The organism is Streptomyces sp. CC53 (assembly GCF_001865245.1).
Classification (GTDB): Bacteria; Actinomycetota; Actinomycetes; order Streptomycetales; family Streptomycetaceae; genus Streptomyces.
This window is the reverse complement of sequence record NZ_MKXB01000173.1, coordinates 1-18,955: the sequence shown is the minus strand read 5'-3', so window position 1 is coordinate 18,955 and position 18,955 is coordinate 1. Positions and strand designations below refer to the sequence as shown.

Below are 18,955 nucleotides of genomic sequence, written 5' to 3'. Positions count from 1 at the left end.
GCCCCGCAGGGAGGGCCGTACCTCCTCCGGCCCTCCCACCCCAGCCGGTCCGGCGCCCGCCCGCCCACCCCGTCCGCGCACAGCCCCGCTGCGGACGCCGGGACGGGCGGGCACCGGACGCCCCTCGCACACCCCCCGTGGTCGATAAGCACCACCATCCCCCCGCCGACAGGGGCGGGGTGAAGGAGATGATGCACGTGTCCGCTACGCCCGTGCTGGCGTTGCGCGGAGTCTCCAAGCGGTTCGGCGCCGTCCAGGCGCTGACCGACGTAGACCTGGAGATCCACGCCGGTAAGGTCGTCGCCCTGCTGGGCGACAACGGAGCCGGCAAGTCCACCCTCGTCAAGACCATCTCGGGAGTCCACCCGATCGACGAGGGCACCATCGAGTGGGAGGGCCGGCCCGTCCGGGTCGCCCGCCCCCACGACGCCCAGGACCTCGGGATCGCCACCGTCTACCAGGACCTGGCGCTCTGCGACAACCTCGACGTCGTCGCGAACCTGTTCCTCGGCAGCGAGATCCGCCGCGTCGGCGTCATCGACGAGATCGCGATGGAGAAGCGCGCCAAGGAACTCCTGGACACGCTCTCCATCCGCATCCCGAGCGTCCGCATCCCGGTCGCCTCGCTCTCCGGAGGCCAGCGCCAGGTCGTCGCCATCGCCCGCGCCCTGATCGGCAACCCCAAGATCGTCATCCTGGACGAGCCGACTGCCGCACTCGGCGTCGAGCAGACCGCCCAGGTCCTCGACCTCGTCGAGCGGCTCCGCGAGAACGGCCACGGCGTCATCCTCATCACGCACAACATGGCCGACGTCCGTGCCGTCGCCGACCGCGCCGCCATCCTGCGCCTCGGGCGCAACAACGGTGTCTTCGACGTCAAGGGCACCTCCCACGAAGAGATCGTCGCCGCCATCACCGGCGCCACGGACAACGCCGTCACGCGCCGCCAGGCCCGTACGTCCGCGAAGGGGGACGCACAGTGAGCGACCTCACCAAGACCCCGAAGCGCCAGGGCGGCGCCCACGCCGCCGGCGGCGGAAACGGTTCTGCCGCGCCCGTCCCGGCCGTCGACCCCCGCCTCCTCGTGCGCGAGGAAGGACTCAAGGGCTACTGGACGGAGTTCACCCGCAAGGTGCGCGGCGGCGAGCTCGGCTCCCTGCCGGTCCTCATCGGCCTGATCGTCATCGCGGTCGTCTTCCAGTCGCAGAACGCGAACTTCCTGTCGGCGAGCTCGATCGCGAACATCGCCGTCTACAGCGCGGGCCTCGGCATCATGGCCGTCGGCATCGTCTTCGTCCTGATCCTGGGCGAGATCGACCTCTCCGTCAGCTCCGTCGCGGGCGTCGGCGCCGCGGTCTGGGCCGTGCTCACCGTCAACAGCGGGCTCAACGACTGGCTCTCCATCGTCGCGGCCCTGCTGGCGGGCCTCGCCATCGGCCTGCTGAATGGTTTCTTCTTCGCCAAGGTCGGCGTGCCGGCCTTCGTGGTCACCCTCGCCGGCTTCCTCGCCTGGAGTGGTTTCCAGATCTGGCTGCTGGGCTCCGAGGGCACCATCAACGTGCCCTCCGGCAGCGTCGTCGAGGACCTGACCGGCTACTTCTTCGCCGACAAGGCCGCCGCCTACGGCCTCGCCGCGGTGGCCGTCCTCGCCTACGCCGGCTCGCTGCTGCGGAACGGCAAGCGCCGCCGCGCGGCCGGCCTGGCATCCCGCCCGGTCAGCGAGGTCGTCCTGCGCACGGGCGCCGTGGCCGTGCTGTGCTTCGCCGTCGCCTACGTGCTCAACGAGCCCGCCGGCGCCCGCGGCCTGCCGCTGGCCCTGGTGATCTTCCTGGCCGTCCTGCTCGTCGCGGACTTCGTCGCGCGCCGCACCACCTTCGGCCGCCAGGTCTTCGCGGTCGGCGGCGGCGCGGAGGCCGCCCGCCGCGCCGGCATCAACGTCGACCGTGTCCGCATCCTGGTCTTCGGCATCTCCGGCATGCTCGGCGCCTTCGGCGGCCTCTTCATCGCCAGCCTCCAGAGCGGCGCCAGCAAGAGCCTCGGTGGCGGCAACACCCTGATGCTGGTCATCGCGGCCGCCGTCATCGGCGGCACCAGCCTCTTCGGCGGCCGCGGCAAGGTCTGGTCCGCGCTGCTCGGCATGATCGTCATCCAGTCGATCCAGCAGGGCCTGAACATGCTCGGCATGGCCAGCGAGATCCAGTACATGATCACGGGTGCGGTGCTCCTCGCCGCCGTCGTGATCGACTCGGTCTCCCGCAGGACCCAGAAGGACGCGGGTCGCGCCTGAGCGGCGCAGATCACGTCCACGTGCCCGGCGCCGGGGAACCGGCGCCGGGCACTCGTTCGTCTTCCTACGGCGGTGTACCTCGGTACAACGGCGTACCCGTGTGTCGGCCGATGGTGTGATCATCAGGGTGACCTCCGGGGCACGACCGGATGTCCGCACTCCGGGACGGAACATTAGACTCGGCGGATCGGCACGCTCGATCCTGATCGATCCCGACCGGCTCGACACGCACGCTCGACACACGCTCGCACACACAAGGAGGCACGGGTGGCTTTGCTGACCCGTATCAGGGGACCGCGCGATCTCGACCGGCTCTCCCCGGAGCAGCTGGAGCAGCTGGCCTCGGAGATCCGCGCGTTCCTCGTCGACGCCGTCTCCAAGACCGGTGGCCACCTCGGCCCCAACCTCGGTGTGGTGGAGCTGACCATCGCGCTGCACCGCGTCTTCGAGTCCCCCAGGGACAGAATCCTCTGGGACACGGGCCACCAGTCGTACGTGCACAAGCTCCTCACCGGGCGCCAGGACTTCTCCAGGCTGAAGATGAAGGGCGGCCTGTCCGGCTACCCCGCCCGCGCCGAGTCCGAGCACGACCTCATCGAGAACTCGCACGCCTCCACCGTGCTCGGCTGGGCGGACGGCCTGGCCAAGGCCAACGAGGTCCTCGGCAGGGACGACCGCGTCGTCGCCGTCATCGGCGACGGGGCGCTCACCGGCGGCATGGCGTGGGAGGCCCTCAACAACATCGCGGACGCCAAGGACCGGCCCCTCGTCATCGTGGTCAACGACAACGAGCGGTCGTACGCGCCCACCATCGGCGGCCTCGCCAACCATCTGGCCACCCTGCGCACCACGGACGGCTACGAGCGCTTCCTCGCCCGGACCAAGGACATCCTGGACCGCACGCCGGTCGTCGGGAAGCCGCTGTACGAGACGCTGCACGGCGCGAAGAAGGGCCTGAAGGACTTCATCGCCCCGCAGGGCCTCTTCGAGGACCTCGGCCTGAAGTACGTCGGCCCGATCGACGGCCACGACCTGGCCGCCGTCGAGTCGGCGCTCCAGCGGGCCAAGCGGTTCAACGGCCCGGTCATCGTGCACTGCCTCACCGAGAAGGGCCGCGGCTACCAGCCGGCCCTCCAGGACGAGGCGGACCGCTTCCACGCCGTCGGCAAGATCCACCCGGACACCGGCCTGCCCATCGCCTCCTCCGGCGCCGACTGGACCTCCGTCTTCGCGGACGAGATGGTCGAGCTCGGCAAGGAGCGCGAGGACATCGTCGCCATCACCGCGGCCATGCTCCAGCCCGTCGGCCTGGACAAGTTCGCCAAGGCGTTCCCCGACCGGGTGTACGACGTCGGCATCGCCGAGCAGCACGCCGCGGTCTCCGCGGCGGGCCTGGCCGCCGGCGGCCTCCACCCGGTCGTCGCCGTGTACGCCACCTTCCTCAACCGGGCCTTCGACCAGGTCCTCATGGACGTCGCCCTGCACGACTGCGGAGTGACGTTCGTGCTGGACCGGGCCGGTGTCACCGGCACCGACGGCGCCTCCCACAACGGCATGTGGGACATGTCGATCCTCCAGGTCGTGCCCGGCCTGCGGATCGCCGCCCCCCGCGACGCCGACCAGGTGCGCGCCCAGCTCCGGGAGGCCGTGGCGGTCGAGGACGCCCCGACCGTCGTGCGCTATTCCAAGGGCGCGGTCGGCCCGGCCGTGGAGGCCGTGCGCCGGGTCGGCGGCATGGACGTGCTGCGCGAGGCGGGCACGGACAGCCCGGACGTGCTGCTGGTGTCCGTCGGCGCACTCGCCCCGATGTGCCTGGAGGTCGCGGACCTGCTCGACAAGCAGGGCATCTCCACGACCGTCGTCGACCCGCGCTGGGTCAAGCCGGTCGACGAGGCGATGGCCCCGCTGGCGGAGCGCCACCGGGTCGTCGTGACGGTCGAGGACAACGGCCGCGTCGGCGGCGTCGGCAGCGCCGTCGCCCAGGCGCTGCGGGACGCCGGGGTGGACGTGCCGCTGCGTGACTTCGGCATTCCGCCGCGGTTCCTGGACCACGCCTCACGCGCGGAGGTGCTCGCGGAGATCGGCCTGACGGCCCCCGACATCGCCCGCCAGGTCACCGGCCTCGTGTCGAAGATCGACGGACGGTACGAGGACGAGGACGAGGCGGCGGCCGAGCCGGTCCGCGACTGACGAACACCGCTCCGGCCCGTCGATCGGCCGGCCGCCGGGCCCCGCAGGATGCGCGGCAGGGTCGGTGGGATCATCCCCTCCTCGGGCGTCCCACCGGCCCTTCGCCGTGTCAGTGCGCCACCGCGGTCACGGCTCCAGCTTGACGGAGTTGTACGGCGTGTAGTCGTAGTCCGCGTACGTGCCGGCGCGCTGGGCGCCCTGGCAGCGGGTGCCGTTCGTGCCGAGACAGTTGCGGGCGACGGCGCCGCCCGTCTGGTTGTTGAAGAACCGCTTCATGCCGTACTGGTTGTAGATGTTGTACGCCCCGTACCGGTACCACTTGTGGCTCGGGACGCCGCCGTTCCAGCCGGCGTTCGGGTAGAGGCAGACGTACCCGGACGGGCAGCCCATGTACGCGGCTCGCTGCTCGGCCGCCTGGGCGCTGCCGCTGAGAGCCAGGACGCCGCCCGCGGCGAAGGCCAGGCCGACGGCGGTGCTCTTCCTGAGGGTGTGCCGGATGAACTTCATGGAGTGTTCCCCCTGGGGTGCGACCCCTGGTCGTGGGACGCGGCCCGGCTGGTCGGTCCGGGCCGTACTGTGCAGGCACATCTTCCCGGTCCCGCAGAGGGGTCCGGCCAGCCGATATCCGGACAACCGCTAACGTTCAGGGGCGAACGGCGCGCGGCCCGGCGCACTCCGCTCCGTGGCGCGCGACCCTTTCGCGCAGTGCGCGGTCGGCGGTGACCACGAGGCAGCGGCGGCCCCCCGCCTCCGCGGCCAGGCCCACGATCGCGTCGTCCCCGCTGCCGGGCGCCGCCACCACCCGCACACCGGCGACCGGCTCCACGCCACGGGCCCGGCCCTCCACGACCAGCACGATCTCCACCGGGCCCGGCAGCAGCCCCGGCAGTCCCTCCTCCGCCAGGCCGGTCAGAGAGTCGCGCAGCCGCTCGGTGGCCCCGCGGCGGTCGCGCCACCAGCCGTCGGGGACGGAACCGACGACGTTCGCCGCGTCGACGACCAGCAGGGGCGGAAGGGCTGAGGGGCCGGGCATGGAACCACGTTATCCACAGGCGGCGGCCGGGTTTCTCCCGGTGTCGTACGCCGCTCGTACTATTGCGTAATGACTTCCCCGCGCGCATCCGTCAGCGACCCGGCCCTGGACGTCCTCGGCCGGGTCTTCGGCTATGACTCCTTCCGGGGCGAGCAGCGGGAGATCATCGAGCACGTCATAGGCGGCGGTGACGCCCTCGTCCTCATGCCGACCGGTGGCGGGAAGTCGCTGTGCTACCAGATCCCCGCCCTGGTGCGGCCCGGCGTCGGCGTGGTCGTGTCACCGCTCATCGCGCTCATGCAGGACCAGGTGGACGCCCTGCGGGCGCTCGGTGTGCGCGCCGGTTTCCTCAACTCGACGCAGGACCCGGACGAGCGGCGGATCGTCGAGGCCCGGTTCGCGGCGGGCGAGCTGGACCTGCTGTACCTGGCGCCCGAGCGGCTGCGGGTCGAGTCGACGCTGCGCCTGCTGGAGCGCGGGACCATCGCGCTCTTCGCCATCGACGAGGCACACTGCGTCGCCCAGTGGGGCCACGACTTCCGGCCCGACTACCTCCAGCTCTCCCGGCTCCACGAGCGCTGGCCCGACGTGCCGAGGATCGCCCTCACCGCGACCGCCACGCGGGCCACGCACGCCGAGATCGCCGCCCGGCTGAACCTGGAGGCCGCCCGCCACTTCGTCGCCAGCTTCGACCGGCCCAACATCCAGTACCGCATCGCCCCCAAGAACGAGCCGAAGAAGCAGCTGCTGGCCCTGGTGAAGGGCGAGCACGAAGGCGACGCGGGCATCGTCTACTGCCTGTCCCGGGCGTCCGTCGAGAAGACGGCCGCGTTCCTGGTGGAGAACGGTGTCGACGCGGTGCCGTACCACGCGGGGCTCGACGCCCGCACGCGCGCGGAGAACCAGGCCCGGTTCCTCCGGGAGGACGGCCTGGTCGTCGTCGCGACCATCGCCTTCGGCATGGGCATCGACAAGCCCGACGTCCGCTTCGTCGCCCACCTGGACCTGCCCAAGTCGGTCGAGGGCTACTACCAGGAGACCGGCCGCGCGGGGCGCGACGGGCTGCCGTCCACGGCCTGGCTGGCGTACGGACTGAACGACGTCGTCCAGCAGCGCAGGATGATCGACACCTCCGAGGGCGACGCGGAGCACCGCCGCAGGCTCGCCGCGCACCTGGATGCCATGCTCGCCCTGTGCGAGACCGCAGAGTGCCGCCGCGTGCAACTCCTCGCGTACTTCGGCCAGGAGGGCGCCTCGGCCTGCGGGAACTGCGACACGTGCCTGACGCCGCCGAAGTCCTGGGACGGGACGATCGCCGCGCAGAAGGTGCTGTCCACGGTGGTGCGCCTCAAGCGGGAGCGGAACCAGTCCTTCGGCGTCGGGCAGATCGTCGACATCCTGCTCGGCCGCAGGACCGCGAAGGTCATCCGCTTCGACCACGACGCGCTCAGCGTCTTCGGGATCGGCGCGGACCTGACCGAGGCCCAGTGGCGGGGCGTGGTGCGCCAACTGCTGGCTCAGCGCCTGCTGGCCGTCCAGGGGGAGTACAACACGCTGTTCCTGACGGACGAGTCCGCCGAGGTCCTGGGCGGGCGCCGGCAGGTCCTGCTGCGCAGCGAGCCGGAGAAGCCGGCGCGGGCACCCAAGGCCGCGGGGGCGAAGAAGAAGGCGGCACCCGCAGACCTGCCGGAGGAGGCTCTGCCGGTCTTCGAGCGCCTGCGGGCCTGGCGTGCGGCGACGGCGAAGGAGCAGGGCGTCCCGGCGTACGTCGTCTTCCACGACGCCACGCTGCGGGAGATCGCGACGGCCCGGCCGACGGGCCTCGCGGAGCTGGGAGCGGTGAGCGGGGTCGGCGAGAACAAGCTGGCCAAGTTCGGGGAGCAGGTCCTGGAGGTGCTGGCGGTGGCGGAGGACTGAGACCTCCGGGGGTTCTCCTCCCGCGCTTCCCGCACCGGACGCCGCCCGCCCTTCGCCGCACCGGGTGTGCTGCGTCCGCCCGGCCCGGTACTGACCACCGGAGGTGCCGAAGCCGGCCCGCCCGGCATTCGAGCACGAGCACCGTCGAGACACGAACGGACGACGGCGGGCGCAGTCCCCGGCCACGCGGTGGGCCTCGTCATGGCCCGGGTCTGGCCCCCGCCCTGGGATGCGGCCTCGGTCGGCGGCGCGGTACACGGCCTCCGCCGTACGGCGAGGCGGGGTGCGGCCCTGGCCACGGGCAGGGGGCGCGGCACCGGTCGTGGGTGGGCGCGGTGGCGTGGAGCCCGGGGCGGCAGCGGCAGGCGAGGTGGGCGGCCCCGGCCGTGGGGCGGGCGCGGGCGGGCCAGGGGCGGCGGGCCCGGCGGGGCGGGCGGCCCCGGTCACGGGAACGGAAGGGACGCCGCCCGGGCCACGGACGGGCGGCGGACGACAGCGGCGGGAAGACGGCGACGGGCGGTACGGGACCAGGTCCCGTACCGCCCGTCGTGGCTGCGGCGGCAGCCGCTGCTCCGTTACGCCGGGACGCTCGCGACGCCCTGCGGGAGGAACCGCTTGCCGTTCACCCGCTCCGAGACGCCCTCGCGGTCCAGGTACGGCGTGATGCCGCCCAGGTGGAAGGGCCAGCCGGCGCCGGTGATCAGGCACAGGTCGATGTCCTGCGCCTCGGCGACGACGCCCTCCTCCAGCATCAGGCCGATCTCCTGCGCCACCGCGTCCAGGACGCGGGCGCGGACCTGCTCCTCGGTGAGGACGGTGTCGCCCTGCTTCAGCAGCGCGGCGACCTCGGGGTCGAGCTCGGGCTTGCCGCTGTCGTAGACGTAGAAGCCGCGCTTGCCCGCCTCCACGACGGCCTTCAGGTTCGGGGACACCGTGAAGCGGTCCGGGAAGGAGCGGTTCAGGGTCTCCGACACGTGCAGGCCGATCGCGGGGCCGACCAGCTCCAGCAGCACCAGCGGCGACATCGGCAGGCCGAGCGGCTCGACGGCCTTCTCCGCCGTCTCGACGGGGGTGCCCTCGTCGATGACGTTCTGGATCTCGCCCATGAAGCGGGTCAGGATGCGGTTGACGACGAACGCCGGGGCGTCCTTCACCAGCACCGCGGTCTTCTTCAGCTTCCTGGCGACGGCGAACGCCGTGGCCAGCGAGGCGTCGTCGGTCTGCTCGCCGCGGACGATCTCCAGCAGCGGCAGGATCGCGACCGGGTTGAAGAAGTGGAAGCCGACGACCCGCTCCGGGTGGGCGAGCTTCGACGCCATCTCCGACACCGACAGCGACGAGGTGTTGGTCGCGAGGATCGCGTGCGCCGGGGCGACCGCCTCGACCTCCGCGAACACCTTCTGCTTGACGGACATCTCCTCGAACACGGCCTCGATGATGAAGTCCGCGTCCGCGAAGCCCTCGGCCTTGTCCAGGACACCCGTGACCAGGGCCTTCAGGCGGTTGGCCTTGTCCTGGTGGATGCGGCCCTTGCCGAGCAGCTTGTCGATCTCCGCGTGGACGTAGCCCACGCCCTTGTCGACGCGCTCCTGGTCGATGTCCGTGAGGACGACCGGGACCTCCAGGCGGCGCAGGAACAGCAGGGCCAGCTGCGAGGCCATCAGACCGGCGCCGACGACGCCGACCTTGGTGACCGGGCGGGCCAGGCTCTTGTCGGGGGCGCCGGCCGGGCGCTTGGCGCGCTTCTGCACCAGGTTGAAGGCGTAGATGCCGGAGCGCAGCTCGCCGCCCATGATCAGGTCCGCGAGGGCCCGGTCCTCGGCGTCGAAGCCCTTCTGCAGGTCGCCGTCCTTGGCGGCCTCGATGATGTCGAGGGCGCGGTAAGCGGCCGGGGCCGCGCCGTGGACCTTGCCGTCGGCGATGAACCGGCCGCGCGCCACGGCGGCGTCCCACGCCTCACCGCGGTCGATCTCCGGGCGCTCCACGGAGACGTCGCCCTTGAGGACCTTCGCGGTCCACACCAGCGACTGCTCCAGGAAGTCCGCGCCCTCGAAGATCGCGTCGGCGATGCCCAGCTCGAAGACCTGCTTGCCCTTGAGCTGCTTGTTCTGGTTCAGCGAGTTCTCGATGACGACCGAGACCGCGCGGTCCGCGCCGATCAGGTTCGGCAGGATGGTGCAGCCGCCCCAGCCCGGTACCAGGCCCAGGAACACCTCGGGCAGCGAGAACGCGGGCAGCGCCTTCGACACCGTGCGGTACGTGCAGTGCAGACCGGCCTCGACACCGCCGCCCATCGCCGCGCCGTTGTAGTACGCGAAGGTGGGCACGGCGAGGGAGGAGAGGCGCTTGAAGACGTCGTGGCCGCCCTTGCCGATGGCGAGGGCGTCCTCGTGCCGCTTCAGCAGCTCGACGCCCTTGAGGTCGGCGCCGACCGCGAAGATGAACGGCTTGCCGGTCAGGCCGACACCGACGATCGTGCCCTCGGCGGCCTCCTTCTCGACCTGGTCGATCGCCGTGTTCAGGTTGGCGAGCGACTGCGGGCCGAAGGTGGTCGGCTTGGTGTGGTCGAAACCGTTGTCCAGGGTGATCAGCGCGAACCGACCGGCACCGAACGGCAGGTCGAAGTGGCGTACGTGCGCCTGCGTGACGACCTCGTCGGGGAACAGCTCGGCCGCACCCTTCAAAAGCTCAAGCGTCGTGCTCACTTGCTGCCTCCGGCGTCCTTGTGGTGCGGGTTCTCCCAGATGACCGTGGCGCCCATGCCGAAGCCGACGCACATGGTGGTGAGGCCGTAGCGGACCTCGGGCTGCTCCTCGAACTGGCGGGCCAGCTGGGTCATCAGACGGACGCCGGAGGAGGCCAGCGGGTGGCCGAACGCGATGGCGCCGCCGTACTGGTTGACGCGCGCGTCGTCGTCGGCGATGCCGTAGTGGTCCAGGAAGGCGAGGACCTGGACGGCGAACGCCTCGTTGATCTCGAACAGGTCGATGTCGCCGATGCCCAGGCCGGCCTTGGCGAGGGCCTTCTCGGTGGCCGGGATCGGGCCGTAGCCCATGACCTCCGGCTCGACGCCCGCGAAGGCGTACGAGACGAGGCGCATCTTGACCGGCAGGCCGTTCTCGCGGGCGAAGTCCTCGGCGGCGATGATCGACGCGGTGGCGCCGTCGTTGAGGCCGGCCGCGTTGCCGGCGGTGACGCGTCCGTGGACACGGAACGGCGTCTTCAGGCCGGCCAGGTTCTCCAGCGTGGTGCCCGGGCGCATCGGCTCGTCGGCGGTGACCAGGCCCCAGCCGGTCTCGCCGGTTTCCGGGGTGGTGCGGCGCACCGAGATCGGCACCAGGTCCTGCTGGATCTTGCCGTTGGCGTACGCCTTGGCGGCCTTCTCCTGCGAGCGCACGGCGTACTCGTCGGCGCGCTGCTTGGTGATGTGCGGGTAGCGGTCGTGCAGGTTCTCCGCCGTCATGCCCATGAACAGGGCCGACTCGTCGACGAGCTTCTCCGACACGAAGCGCGGGTTCGGGTCGGCGCCCTCGCCCATCGGGTGGCGGCCCATGTGCTCGACGCCACCGGCGATCACGGCGTCGTACGCGCCGAAGGCGATCGAACCGGCCGTCGTGGTGACGGCGGTGAGCGCGCCGGCGCACATGCGGTCGATGGAGTAGCCGGGCACCGACAGCGGCAGGCCCGAGAGCAGGCCCGCCATGCGGCCGAGGGTCAGGCCCTGGTCGCCCAGCTGCGTGGTGGCGGCGATGGCGACCTCGTCGATCTTCGCCGGGTCGAGGGCCGGGTTGCGGCGCAGCAGCTCCCGGATGGCCTTCACGACGAGATCGTCGGCGCGGGTCTCGTGGTAGATGCCCTTCGGGCCCGCCTTGCCGAACGGGGTGCGGACGCCGTCGACGAAGACGACGTCCCTGACGGTACGAGGCACGATGGCTCTCCTCCAGGGTGCGGGATGGCACTGCTGCGGCGTCACGCTGAGCGCGCGCTCAGGCCCATGCTACTTGTGGGTAACGTAACTGCCCAGTCCCCGGGCCGGGAGCGGTGAAGGTCACACGTGCGCGATCCGGCGGCGACCCCTGCGCCCATGGTGCACCCTGCCCCCGCGGTACGCCTCGGCGGCGGACCGGACGGCCGGAAATGCACGTTGCCCCGCGAGAGTCCCCGGGTACCCGCTGCGCCGCGGCCGGGCCGCCGAGCGGAGCCAAGGGCTCCGTGTGCCGTCCGTCAATGGGCGGACGGCTGCCGCCCCGTCGTTACGGCGGCTCCCGCGGCGGTCATGGCTGACGTGACCCCTGCCCCCGCACCTGGAGCACCCATGACCGACCACCCCCCGATCCCCGGATCGCCCGCCTCCGAGCCCCCGTCGCACGCCGAGCCCACCGAGGCGCGCGAGCCGCTGCCGCCCAAGGCCGACCAGACGGGCCCGGAGACCGTGAGCCCCACGGGGCAGCCCACCGGCGCCGACCAGGCCAGGACGGCCCAGTCCGGCCCGTACCTGACCAACGCGCAGGGCACCCGGCTGTACGACACCGACCACTCGCTCAAGGCGGGCCCCCGCGGCCCGGTCCTGCTCCAGGACCACCACCTGCGCGAGAAGATCATGCACTTCGACCACGAGCGCATCCCGGAGCGCGTGGTCCACGCCCGCGGCGCCGGGGCGCACGGCTTCTTCCAGGGCTACGGGACGGCGTCCACGGTGTGCCGGGCCGCCTTCCTGGAGAAGGACGTCACGACCCCGGTCTTCGTGCGCTTCTCCACCGTGCTCGGCTCCCGCGGCTCCGCCGACACCGTGCGCGACACCCGCGGCTTCGCCACGAAGTTCTACACCAGCGAAGGCGTCTTCGACCTCGTCGGCAACAACATCCCCGTCTTCTTCATCCAAGACGGCATCAAGTTCCCCGACGTCATCCACGCGGGCAAGCCCCACCCCGACCGGGAGATCCCCCAGGCACAGAGCGCCCACGACACCTTCTGGGACTTCGTCACCCTGCACACCGAGGCCACCCACCACACGCTGTGGAACATGTCGGACCGCGGCATCCCCCGCTCCTTCCGCACGATGGAGGGCTTCGGCGTCCACACCTTCCGCCTCGTCGACGCCGACGGCGGCACCACGCTCGCCAAGTTCCACTGGAAGCCGAAGCTGGGCGTGCACTCCCTCGTGTGGAGGAGGCCCAAGTGATCGGCGGCGTCGACCCGGACTTCCACCGCCGCGACCTCGCCGACGCGATCGAGGCGGGCGCCCACCCGCAGTGGGAGCTCGGCATCCAGACCTTCCCCGACACACCGGACCAGACCTTCGAGGGGATCGACCTGCTGGATCCGACGAACCTCGTCCCCGAGGAGCTCGCCCCCGTGCAGCCCGTCGGCCTGCTCACCCTCAACGCGAACCCGTCCAACTTCTTCGCCGAGACGGAGCAGGTGGCCTTCCACCCCGGCCACCTCGTCCCGGGCATCGACGTCACCGACGACCCGCTGCTGGCGGGCCGGCTGTTCTCCTACCTCGACACGCAGATCACCCGCCTCGGCGGCCCGAACTTCCCGCAGATCCCGGTCAACCGCCCGCACGCCCCCGTCAACGACATGCTCCGCGACGGCCTGCACCAGACCGCCGTGCACCGTGGAGTGGCCCCCTACCGGCCCAACTCGCTCGACGGCGGCTGCCCCTTCCAGGCGGGCGCGGACACGGGCGCGTTCGTGGAGTCCCCGGTGACGGTGCCCGAGGCGCGGAAGGTCCGCGAGGCCCCCGCCTCCTTCGCCGACCACTTCAGCCAGCCGCGCCGGTTCTGGCTCAGCATGACCCCCGTCGAGCAGGAGCACATCGTCCTCGCGTACACCTTCGAGCTGGGCAAGTGCTACGAGAAGGCGATCAAGGAGCGCGCGCTGCGCGTCCTCGCCCGCATCGACCCGGAGCTCTGCCGCAAGGTGGCCACCGGCCTCGGCCTGCCCGCGCCCGAGGCGTCCGAGCCGCTCCCCGACGTCGAGCCCAGCCCCGCGCTCTCCCAGGTCGGCCGGACCTGGCCGGTGCAGGGCAGGACCGTCGGCATCGTCGTCGGCGCCGACGCCGACACGGCGGCGGTACGGGCGGTACGGGACGCCGCCCTGGAGGCCGGGCTCGTTCCGCTGGTCGTCGCACCCGCGGGCGGGGAACTGGGTGCGGAAGGCGAGCCCGTCACGGTGCAGCGCACGTTCGCCACCGCGCGGTCCGTCGAGTTCGACGCCCTGCTGCTGGCCGGCAACCCCGGGTACGGCGCGGACGCGGACGGCGCCCGGGCCGGTGCCGACACCGGCGCGGCGGCCTCGGCGACCGACCCCCGGGTACTGCTGATGGTGGCGGAGGCGTACCGCCACGCCAAGCCCATCGCCTGCTGGTCGGGCGCCGACACCGTCCTGGAGGCGGCCGGGGTCCCGTCCGGAGCGCCCGGCGTCGTGACCGCCGGGTCGGGGGAGGACGCCTTCGGTGAGGTCCTGACCCTGATGCCCCGCCACCGGGTCTGGGAGCGGTTCCCGGCGGGCGCCTGATCCGGCCCCGCCGCGGCGTGCGCCGCCGTGCCCGCCGGCCCCGCGTCACCCGGCACGACGGCCACCGTGACGTGCCGACCGGCCCTGGTCGGCCGGCACGTCGCGGGGCTCGGCCCGGGCACCGCCCGGAGCCGAGAGGGCCGCTGCCCCGGGATGGCGCGGGCTCCCGGGACCGGCGGCGCCCGCACGCACGCGACGGCGGCCCGGCAGGCGCGCCCCTATGCGACCGGCGTTCGGGACCGTACGGGTACGAGAGGTGAGGTCCCCGCCCGGGTACGTCCGACTGCCTGTCGTCTCGGCCGGGTCCCGTCGGTCACCCCCGACCGGGCACGGTCAGGACGACGGGCGCGCGGCCGGGCTGCCGGCGGGCTGCCGGGCTCTGAGCGTGACGGTTCCCGGCGGACCGGGGGCCAGGCCGGAGGGGGAGCCGGCGGTCACCGGCGCGGTGCCGCCCGGCCGTCAGCCGTTCGCGCCCCGCAGGGCCTTCACCAGCTCCGGCGTGACCTGCTCGATCTGCCACGGCCGCGCCCCGTACCCGGCGAGAGCCGAGGCGACGGACTCCGGCGTGGGGTCCTGCGGGGGCTCCCAGCAGATCCTGCGGACCGTGTCCGGCGTGACGAGGTTCTCCTGCGGCAGGTTCAGTGCCTCCGCCAGTGCCGTCACGGCGGTACGGGCCGCCGACAGCCGGGCGGCCGCCACCGGGTCCTTGTCCGCCCACGCGCGCGGCGGTGGCGGACCGGCGACCGGCTGGCCGGGCTGCGGCAGCTTGCTCTCGGGCAGCACCCTGGCCCGGTCGACGGCCGCCTGCCACTGCTCGAGCTGGCGGCGGCCCATGCGCGCGCCGAAGCCCGGCAGGGCCGTGAGCGCCTGCACGTCCTGCGGGAGGGCGAGCGCCGCCTCGACGATCGCGGCGTCGCTGAGGACCTTGCCGGGGGAGACGTCGCGGCGCTGCGCGATGCGGTCCCGGGCGGTCCACAGCTCACGCACCACGGCCATCTGGCGGCGCCGGCGCACCTTGTGCATGCCGGAGGTGCGGCGCCAGGGGTCCTTGCGGGGAGGCGGCGGCGGGGCCGCGGCGATCGCGGCGAACTCCTGGCGGGCCCACTCCAGCTTGCCCTGCCGGTCGAGTTCCTTCTCCAGGGCGTTCCGCAGGTCGACGAGGAGCTCGACGTCCAGCGCGGCGTACCGGAGCCAGGGCTCCGGCAGGGGGCGGGTGGACCAGTCGACGGCCGAGTGGCCCTTCTCCAGGACGTAGCCGAGGACGGACTCGACCATGGCGCCGAGCCCGACCCGCGGGAAGCCGGCGAGCCGTCCCGCGAGCTCCGTGTCGAACAGCTCGCCGGGGACCATGCCTATCTCCCGCAGGCACGGCAGGTCCTGGGTCGCGGCGTGCAGGATCCACTCGGCGCCGTCCAGCGCCGCTCCGAGCGAGGACAGGTCCGGGCACCCCACCGGGTCCACGAGCGCGGTGCCCGCGCCCTCCCGGCGGAGCTGCACCAGGTAGGCGCGCTGCCCGTAGCGGTAACCCGACGCGCGCTCCGCGTCGACGGCCACGGGCCCGGTTCCGGCGGCGAACGCCTCGATGACGGCGGCGAGACCCGCCTCGTCGGCCACCACCGGCGGGATGCCCTCGCGGGGCTCCAGGAGCGGGATCGGCTCGGCGGCTTCGTCGCTGCGGGAGGCGTCTCCGTCGCCGTCCCGCACCGCAGGAGCGGCGGCGGGGACATCAGGGGAGGAACGACGGCCCGCCGCGGAACGGGCGGCCTCGTCCGGAGGGCCGCCCCCGGCGGTTCGCAGTGGTGTCTTAGCTGCGGTGTCTCGGGCGTCGGTCACCTGTCAAGGGTATCTGTGAACGGAAGCCGCCCGTCGACGGAACGTTCCGTCGACGGGCGGACCAACGGGAGGGGACGGTCAGTGGATGATGCCGGTACGGAGCGCCACCGCCACCATGCCGGCGCGGTCGCCGGTGCCCAGCTTGCGGGCGATCCTGGCGAGGTGGCTCTTCACGGTCAGGGCGGACAGGCCCATCGAGACGCCGATGGCCTTGTTCGACTGGCCCTCCGCCACCAGTCGGAGGACCTCGACCTCGCGCCCCGACAGCTCGCGGTAGCCGCCGGGGTGGCCCGGGGCGCCCGGCGGGCGGCGGTGCATCCGGGCGGCGGCGGCCCCGATGGGCGCCGCTCCCGGGCGGGTCGGGTGCCCGATGTTGGTGCGGGTACCGGTGACGACGTAGCCCTTGACGCCTCCGGCGAGGGCGTTGCGCACCGCGCCGATGTCGTCGGCGGCGGACAGGGCGAGGCCGTTGGGCCAGCCGGCGGCGCGGGTCTCGGACAGCAGGGTGAGACCGGAGCCGTCGGGGAGGTGGACATCGGCGACGCAGATGTCGCGCGGGTTGCCGATACGGGGGCGGGCCTCCGCGATGGACGACGCTTCGATGACGTCGCGTACTCCGAGCGCCCACAGGTGACGGGTCACGGTGGAGCGGACGCGCGGGTCGGCCACGACGACCATGGCGGTCGGCTTGTTCGGGCGGTAGGCGACCAGGCTTGCGGGCTGCTCAAGGAGAACGGACACCAGGCCTCCTGGGAAGGTGCGGGACACTGGCCGGCTCGGGGAAGTGGCCGGGGCGAACCGTGCAGATAGGGTCACAGACCTCTTCGGCAGCATCACCTCCCGCCTTTAGGGGAAGATCACGATTTGGTGAGTAACAATTGGGGCAATTCGGACGCGTGATCGATCATCCTACGAGCGAACCGCTTCACGTACTCCGTTCGGGTGAGCGCGGCGCCGGACGAACCTTTCCCGTCGCCCGTTCGGACCCCTCCGACCGGCGCGGTCCGGAGGCGGACGCGGTGTCGGACCGCGTGCCGCGTGCCGGTGCGTGTGGTGCGGCGGACACGTGTACGGAGGTGACGGTCGCCCGCCGGGGTGCGCGCGTCCGGTCGTCGAGGGCCCCGTCCGGCGGAGCCCGGACCTGCGGGCGGCCCTGGGTTCCCTGCCGGACCCGGTGGGTGGGGAGCGGACACGACGGGCTCGGTCGCCCGGAGGGCCGTGGCGGAGAGCCTCGCTCGGGAGCCGTGACGGGGAAGCCACCCCGGGCCGCCGCGACGGGGAAGGCACCCGGAGCGGCGTGACGGCGAGGCGCCCGTGGGGGCGGGAGACGGGCGCGGGCTGACGGTAGTGGTGGCCGTGGGACGGGGGGCGCGGAAGGGCGGCGTCGACGCTGCCGGCCTCGGCCGCCGTGGTGGCCGTGGGACGGGGAGACGGGCGCGGGCTTCCGGTGGTGGCCGAGGGGTGGTCGGGGATGTCCCGGAATCCGCTGCCGTGGCGGGGGCCACCACGGGATCACCCGAAACGGCGGGGCCGGGGACGGTCGTCACCCCGGGCATCGCCAACCCGGCAGGGCGGGGCGAGCGGCCGCCGTGGGTGCGCCCGGGTGACTCAGGGGCGTCATGGGGGCAGGGGCAGGAGCGACCGTCGCCGAGACGGCACGGACGGATGCCGTCCACGCCGTGCGAGGCATCGGAGGGCGGACGGGTCCCCGGAGGGGCGGCCTAAGGGTGGTGCGGCCCCCGACGCTGGGGCAGGGACACGACGCCCGGGCCGCCCTCGGGCCCGCCGGGGCCCGCCGGTGGCAGGCCGGCCACCTGGCACAGCAGGTCGCCCCACGCCGCCAGGTGAGCCGCCGCGTCGGGCACGCCACCCCGGCCCTCCCGCGGCGTCCACGACGCCCGGATCTCGATCTGCGTGGCCGGCCGCCGTTCCGCCAGGCCTCCGAAGTAGTACGACCCCGCGCGGGTGACCGTGCCACCCTCCGCCCCGTACGCCAGGCCGCGCGCGTCCAGCGCCCCCGTCAGCCAGGACCAGCACACCTCGGGGAACAGCGGGTCCGCCGCCATCTCCGGCTCCAGCTCCGCCCGCACCAGCGTCACCAGCCGGAACGCGCCCTGCCACGCCTCGTGCCCCGCCGGGTCGTGCAGCAGCACCAGCCGGCCGTCCGCCAGGTCCTCGCCGTCCTCGACGGCCGCCGCCTCCACCGCGTACGCGTACGGGGCGAGCCGCCGGGGCGGACTGGCCGGGTCCAGTTCGATCTCGGGGCGCGGGCGCGCCGCCCGCAGCGCTTCCACCGCCAGCCGGAAGGCGTACGGCACCGGACCGCCCTCACCCCCGCCCGTACCCTCGATACCGCCGGTAGTGTCGGAGAACCGTTCCTGAGCCGCAGCCATGCGGGGAAGAGTAGGCGCAACGCGGCCCGCGCGCAGGGAGGGACACCAGCGGGGCGCGTGCCCGGCGACCCGCACATGCGAAGATGCACGGCGTGAGTGCCAACAGCCGCCCCTCGGGCCCCCAGCCGCAGTCCCCGACGTACGACTCCGCCTTCCTCCGGGCGTGCCGACGCGAACCGGTCCCGCACACGCCGGTCTGGTTCATGCGCCAGGCGGGGCGCTCACTGCCCGAGTACCTGAAGGTCCGCGAGGGCGTGCCCATGCTGGAGTCCTGCATGCGGCCCGAGCTGGTCACCGAGATCACCCTGCAGCCGGTGCGCCGCCACAAGGTGGACGCCGCGATCTACTTCAGCGACATCGTCGTCCCGCTCAAGGCCATCGGCGTCGACCTCGACATCAAGCCCGGCGTCGGCCCCGTGGTCGCCGAGCCGATCCGGCGCCGCGAGGACCTGGAGCGGCTGCGCGACCTCACCCCCGACGACGTCACGTACGTCACCGAGGCCATCGGCATGCTCACCGCCGAACTCGGCGCCACCCCGCTCATCGGCTTCGCCGGGGCCCCCTTCACCCTCGCGAGCTACCTCGTGGAGGGCGGGCCCTCCCGCAACCACGAGCACACCAAGGCCCTGATGTACGGCGACCCCGAGCTGTGGGCCGACCTGCTGGCCCGGCTCGCCGACATCACCTCCGCGTTCCTGAAGGTGCAGATCGAGGCCGGCGCTTCCGCGTTCCAGCTGTTCGACTCGTGGGTGGGCGCCCTGGCGCCCGCCGACTACCGCC

General features: G+C 73.0%; 12 protein-coding genes and 1 pseudogene. 6 read left to right on the top strand and 7 right to left on the bottom strand.

Going from position 1 to position 18,955, the window contains the following annotated elements:
• The first annotated feature begins 188 nt into the window (after positions 1 to 188).
• The 3 genes from BJP40_RS21635 (at position 189) to dxs (ending at position 4,477) form a co-directional block, all read left to right on the top strand.
• Positions 189 to 983, top strand: coding sequence for an ATP-binding cassette domain-containing protein (locus tag BJP40_RS21635; protein ID WP_071281749.1), 795 nt, complete (start codon positions 189 to 191; stop codon positions 981 to 983).
• Complete coding sequence (locus tag BJP40_RS21630; protein WP_071281748.1) at positions 980 to 2,287, top strand: sugar ABC transporter permease; 1,308 nt, start codon at positions 980 to 982, stop codon at positions 2,285 to 2,287. Before BJP40_RS21635 ends, BJP40_RS21630 begins: the two co-directional genes overlap by 4 nt.
• Before the next feature lie 267 nt (positions 2,288 to 2,554).
• Entirely contained in the window at positions 2,555 to 4,477 is a 1,923-nt protein-coding gene (gene dxs / locus BJP40_RS21625) for a 1-deoxy-D-xylulose-5-phosphate synthase (RefSeq protein WP_071281747.1), read from the top strand.
• 126 nt (positions 4,478 to 4,603) lie between these two features.
• On the opposite strand, the gene BJP40_RS21620 is transcribed toward dxs, so the two are convergent.
• Positions 4,604 to 4,984: a hypothetical protein gene (locus tag BJP40_RS21620; protein WP_071281746.1), complete on the bottom strand. Its 381-nt coding sequence runs from the start codon at positions 4,982 to 4,984 to the stop codon at positions 4,604 to 4,606.
• Positions 4,985 to 5,120: 136 nt separating this feature from the next.
• Positions 5,121 to 5,510, bottom strand: a complete 390-nt coding sequence (locus BJP40_RS21615; protein ID WP_071265744.1) for an NTP pyrophosphohydrolase — start codon at positions 5,508 to 5,510, stop codon at positions 5,121 to 5,123.
• Between the two features lie 69 nt (positions 5,511 to 5,579).
• On the opposite strand from BJP40_RS21615, the gene recQ reads away from it, so the two are divergent.
• Positions 5,580 to 7,427 carry a DNA helicase RecQ gene (gene recQ / locus BJP40_RS21610; RefSeq protein ID WP_071281745.1) on the top strand — a complete coding sequence of 616 codons (1,848 nt, stop codon included), beginning with the start codon at positions 5,580 to 5,582 and terminating at the stop codon, positions 7,425 to 7,427.
• Between the two features lie 575 nt (positions 7,428 to 8,002).
• Here the strand turns inward: recQ and BJP40_RS21605 are convergent.
• Both BJP40_RS21605 and BJP40_RS21600 read right to left on the bottom strand, forming a co-directional pair.
• Positions 8,003 to 10,132: a 3-hydroxyacyl-CoA dehydrogenase NAD-binding domain-containing protein gene (locus BJP40_RS21605; RefSeq protein WP_071281744.1), complete on the bottom strand. Its 2,130-nt coding sequence runs from the start codon at positions 10,130 to 10,132 to the stop codon at positions 8,003 to 8,005.
• On the bottom strand, positions 10,129 to 11,355 hold the full coding sequence (locus BJP40_RS21600) for an acetyl-CoA C-acyltransferase (RefSeq protein WP_071265750.1): 1,227 nt from the start codon (positions 11,353 to 11,355) through the stop codon (positions 10,129 to 10,131). Before BJP40_RS21600 ends, BJP40_RS21605 begins: the two co-directional genes overlap by 4 nt.
• Before the next feature lie 387 nt (positions 11,356 to 11,742).
• On the opposite strand from BJP40_RS21600, the pseudogene BJP40_RS21595 reads away from it, so the two are divergent.
• Positions 11,743 to 13,949: pseudogene (locus tag BJP40_RS21595) on the top strand (catalase).
• Positions 13,950 to 14,408: 459 nt separating this feature from the next.
• Here the strand turns inward: BJP40_RS21595 and BJP40_RS21590 are convergent.
• The 3 genes from BJP40_RS21590 to BJP40_RS21580 form a co-directional block, all read right to left on the bottom strand.
• Complete coding sequence (locus BJP40_RS21590; protein ID WP_079171350.1) at positions 14,409 to 15,782, bottom strand: ribonuclease D; 1,374 nt, start codon at positions 15,780 to 15,782, stop codon at positions 14,409 to 14,411.
• 78 nt (positions 15,783 to 15,860) lie between these two features.
• Complete coding sequence (locus BJP40_RS21585; RefSeq protein WP_071266771.1) at positions 15,861 to 16,523, bottom strand: response regulator transcription factor; 663 nt, start codon at positions 16,521 to 16,523, stop codon at positions 15,861 to 15,863.
• Positions 16,524 to 17,503: 980 nt separating this feature from the next.
• A complete protein-coding gene (locus BJP40_RS21580; RefSeq protein WP_071266773.1) occupies positions 17,504 to 18,175 on the bottom strand; it encodes a DUF3000 domain-containing protein in 672 nt (223 codons plus the stop codon).
• 92 nt (positions 18,176 to 18,267) lie between these two features.
• On the opposite strand from BJP40_RS21580, the gene BJP40_RS21575 reads away from it, so the two are divergent.
• The coding region (locus tag BJP40_RS21575) for a uroporphyrinogen decarboxylase family protein (protein WP_079171351.1) at positions 18,268 to 18,955 on the top strand (688 nt) is incomplete at its 3' end.

Coding starts and splice junctions, on each gene's coding strand:
- BJP40_RS21635 (WP_071281749.1), top strand. CDS start 189: ATGATGCACGTGTCCGCTACGCCCGTGCTGGCGTTGCGCGGAGTCTCC.
- BJP40_RS21620 (WP_071281746.1), bottom strand. CDS start 4,984: ATGAAGTTCATCCGGCACACCCTCAGGAAGAGCACCGCCGTCGGCCTG.
- BJP40_RS21615 (WP_071265744.1), bottom strand. CDS start 5,510: ATGCCCGGCCCCTCAGCCCTTCCGCCCCTGCTGGTCGTCGACGCGGCG.
- recQ (WP_071281745.1), top strand. CDS start 5,580: ATGACTTCCCCGCGCGCATCCGTCAGCGACCCGGCCCTGGACGTCCTC.
- BJP40_RS21580 (WP_071266773.1), bottom strand. CDS start 18,175: ATGGCTGCGGCTCAGGAACGGTTCTCCGACACTACCGGCGGTATCGAG.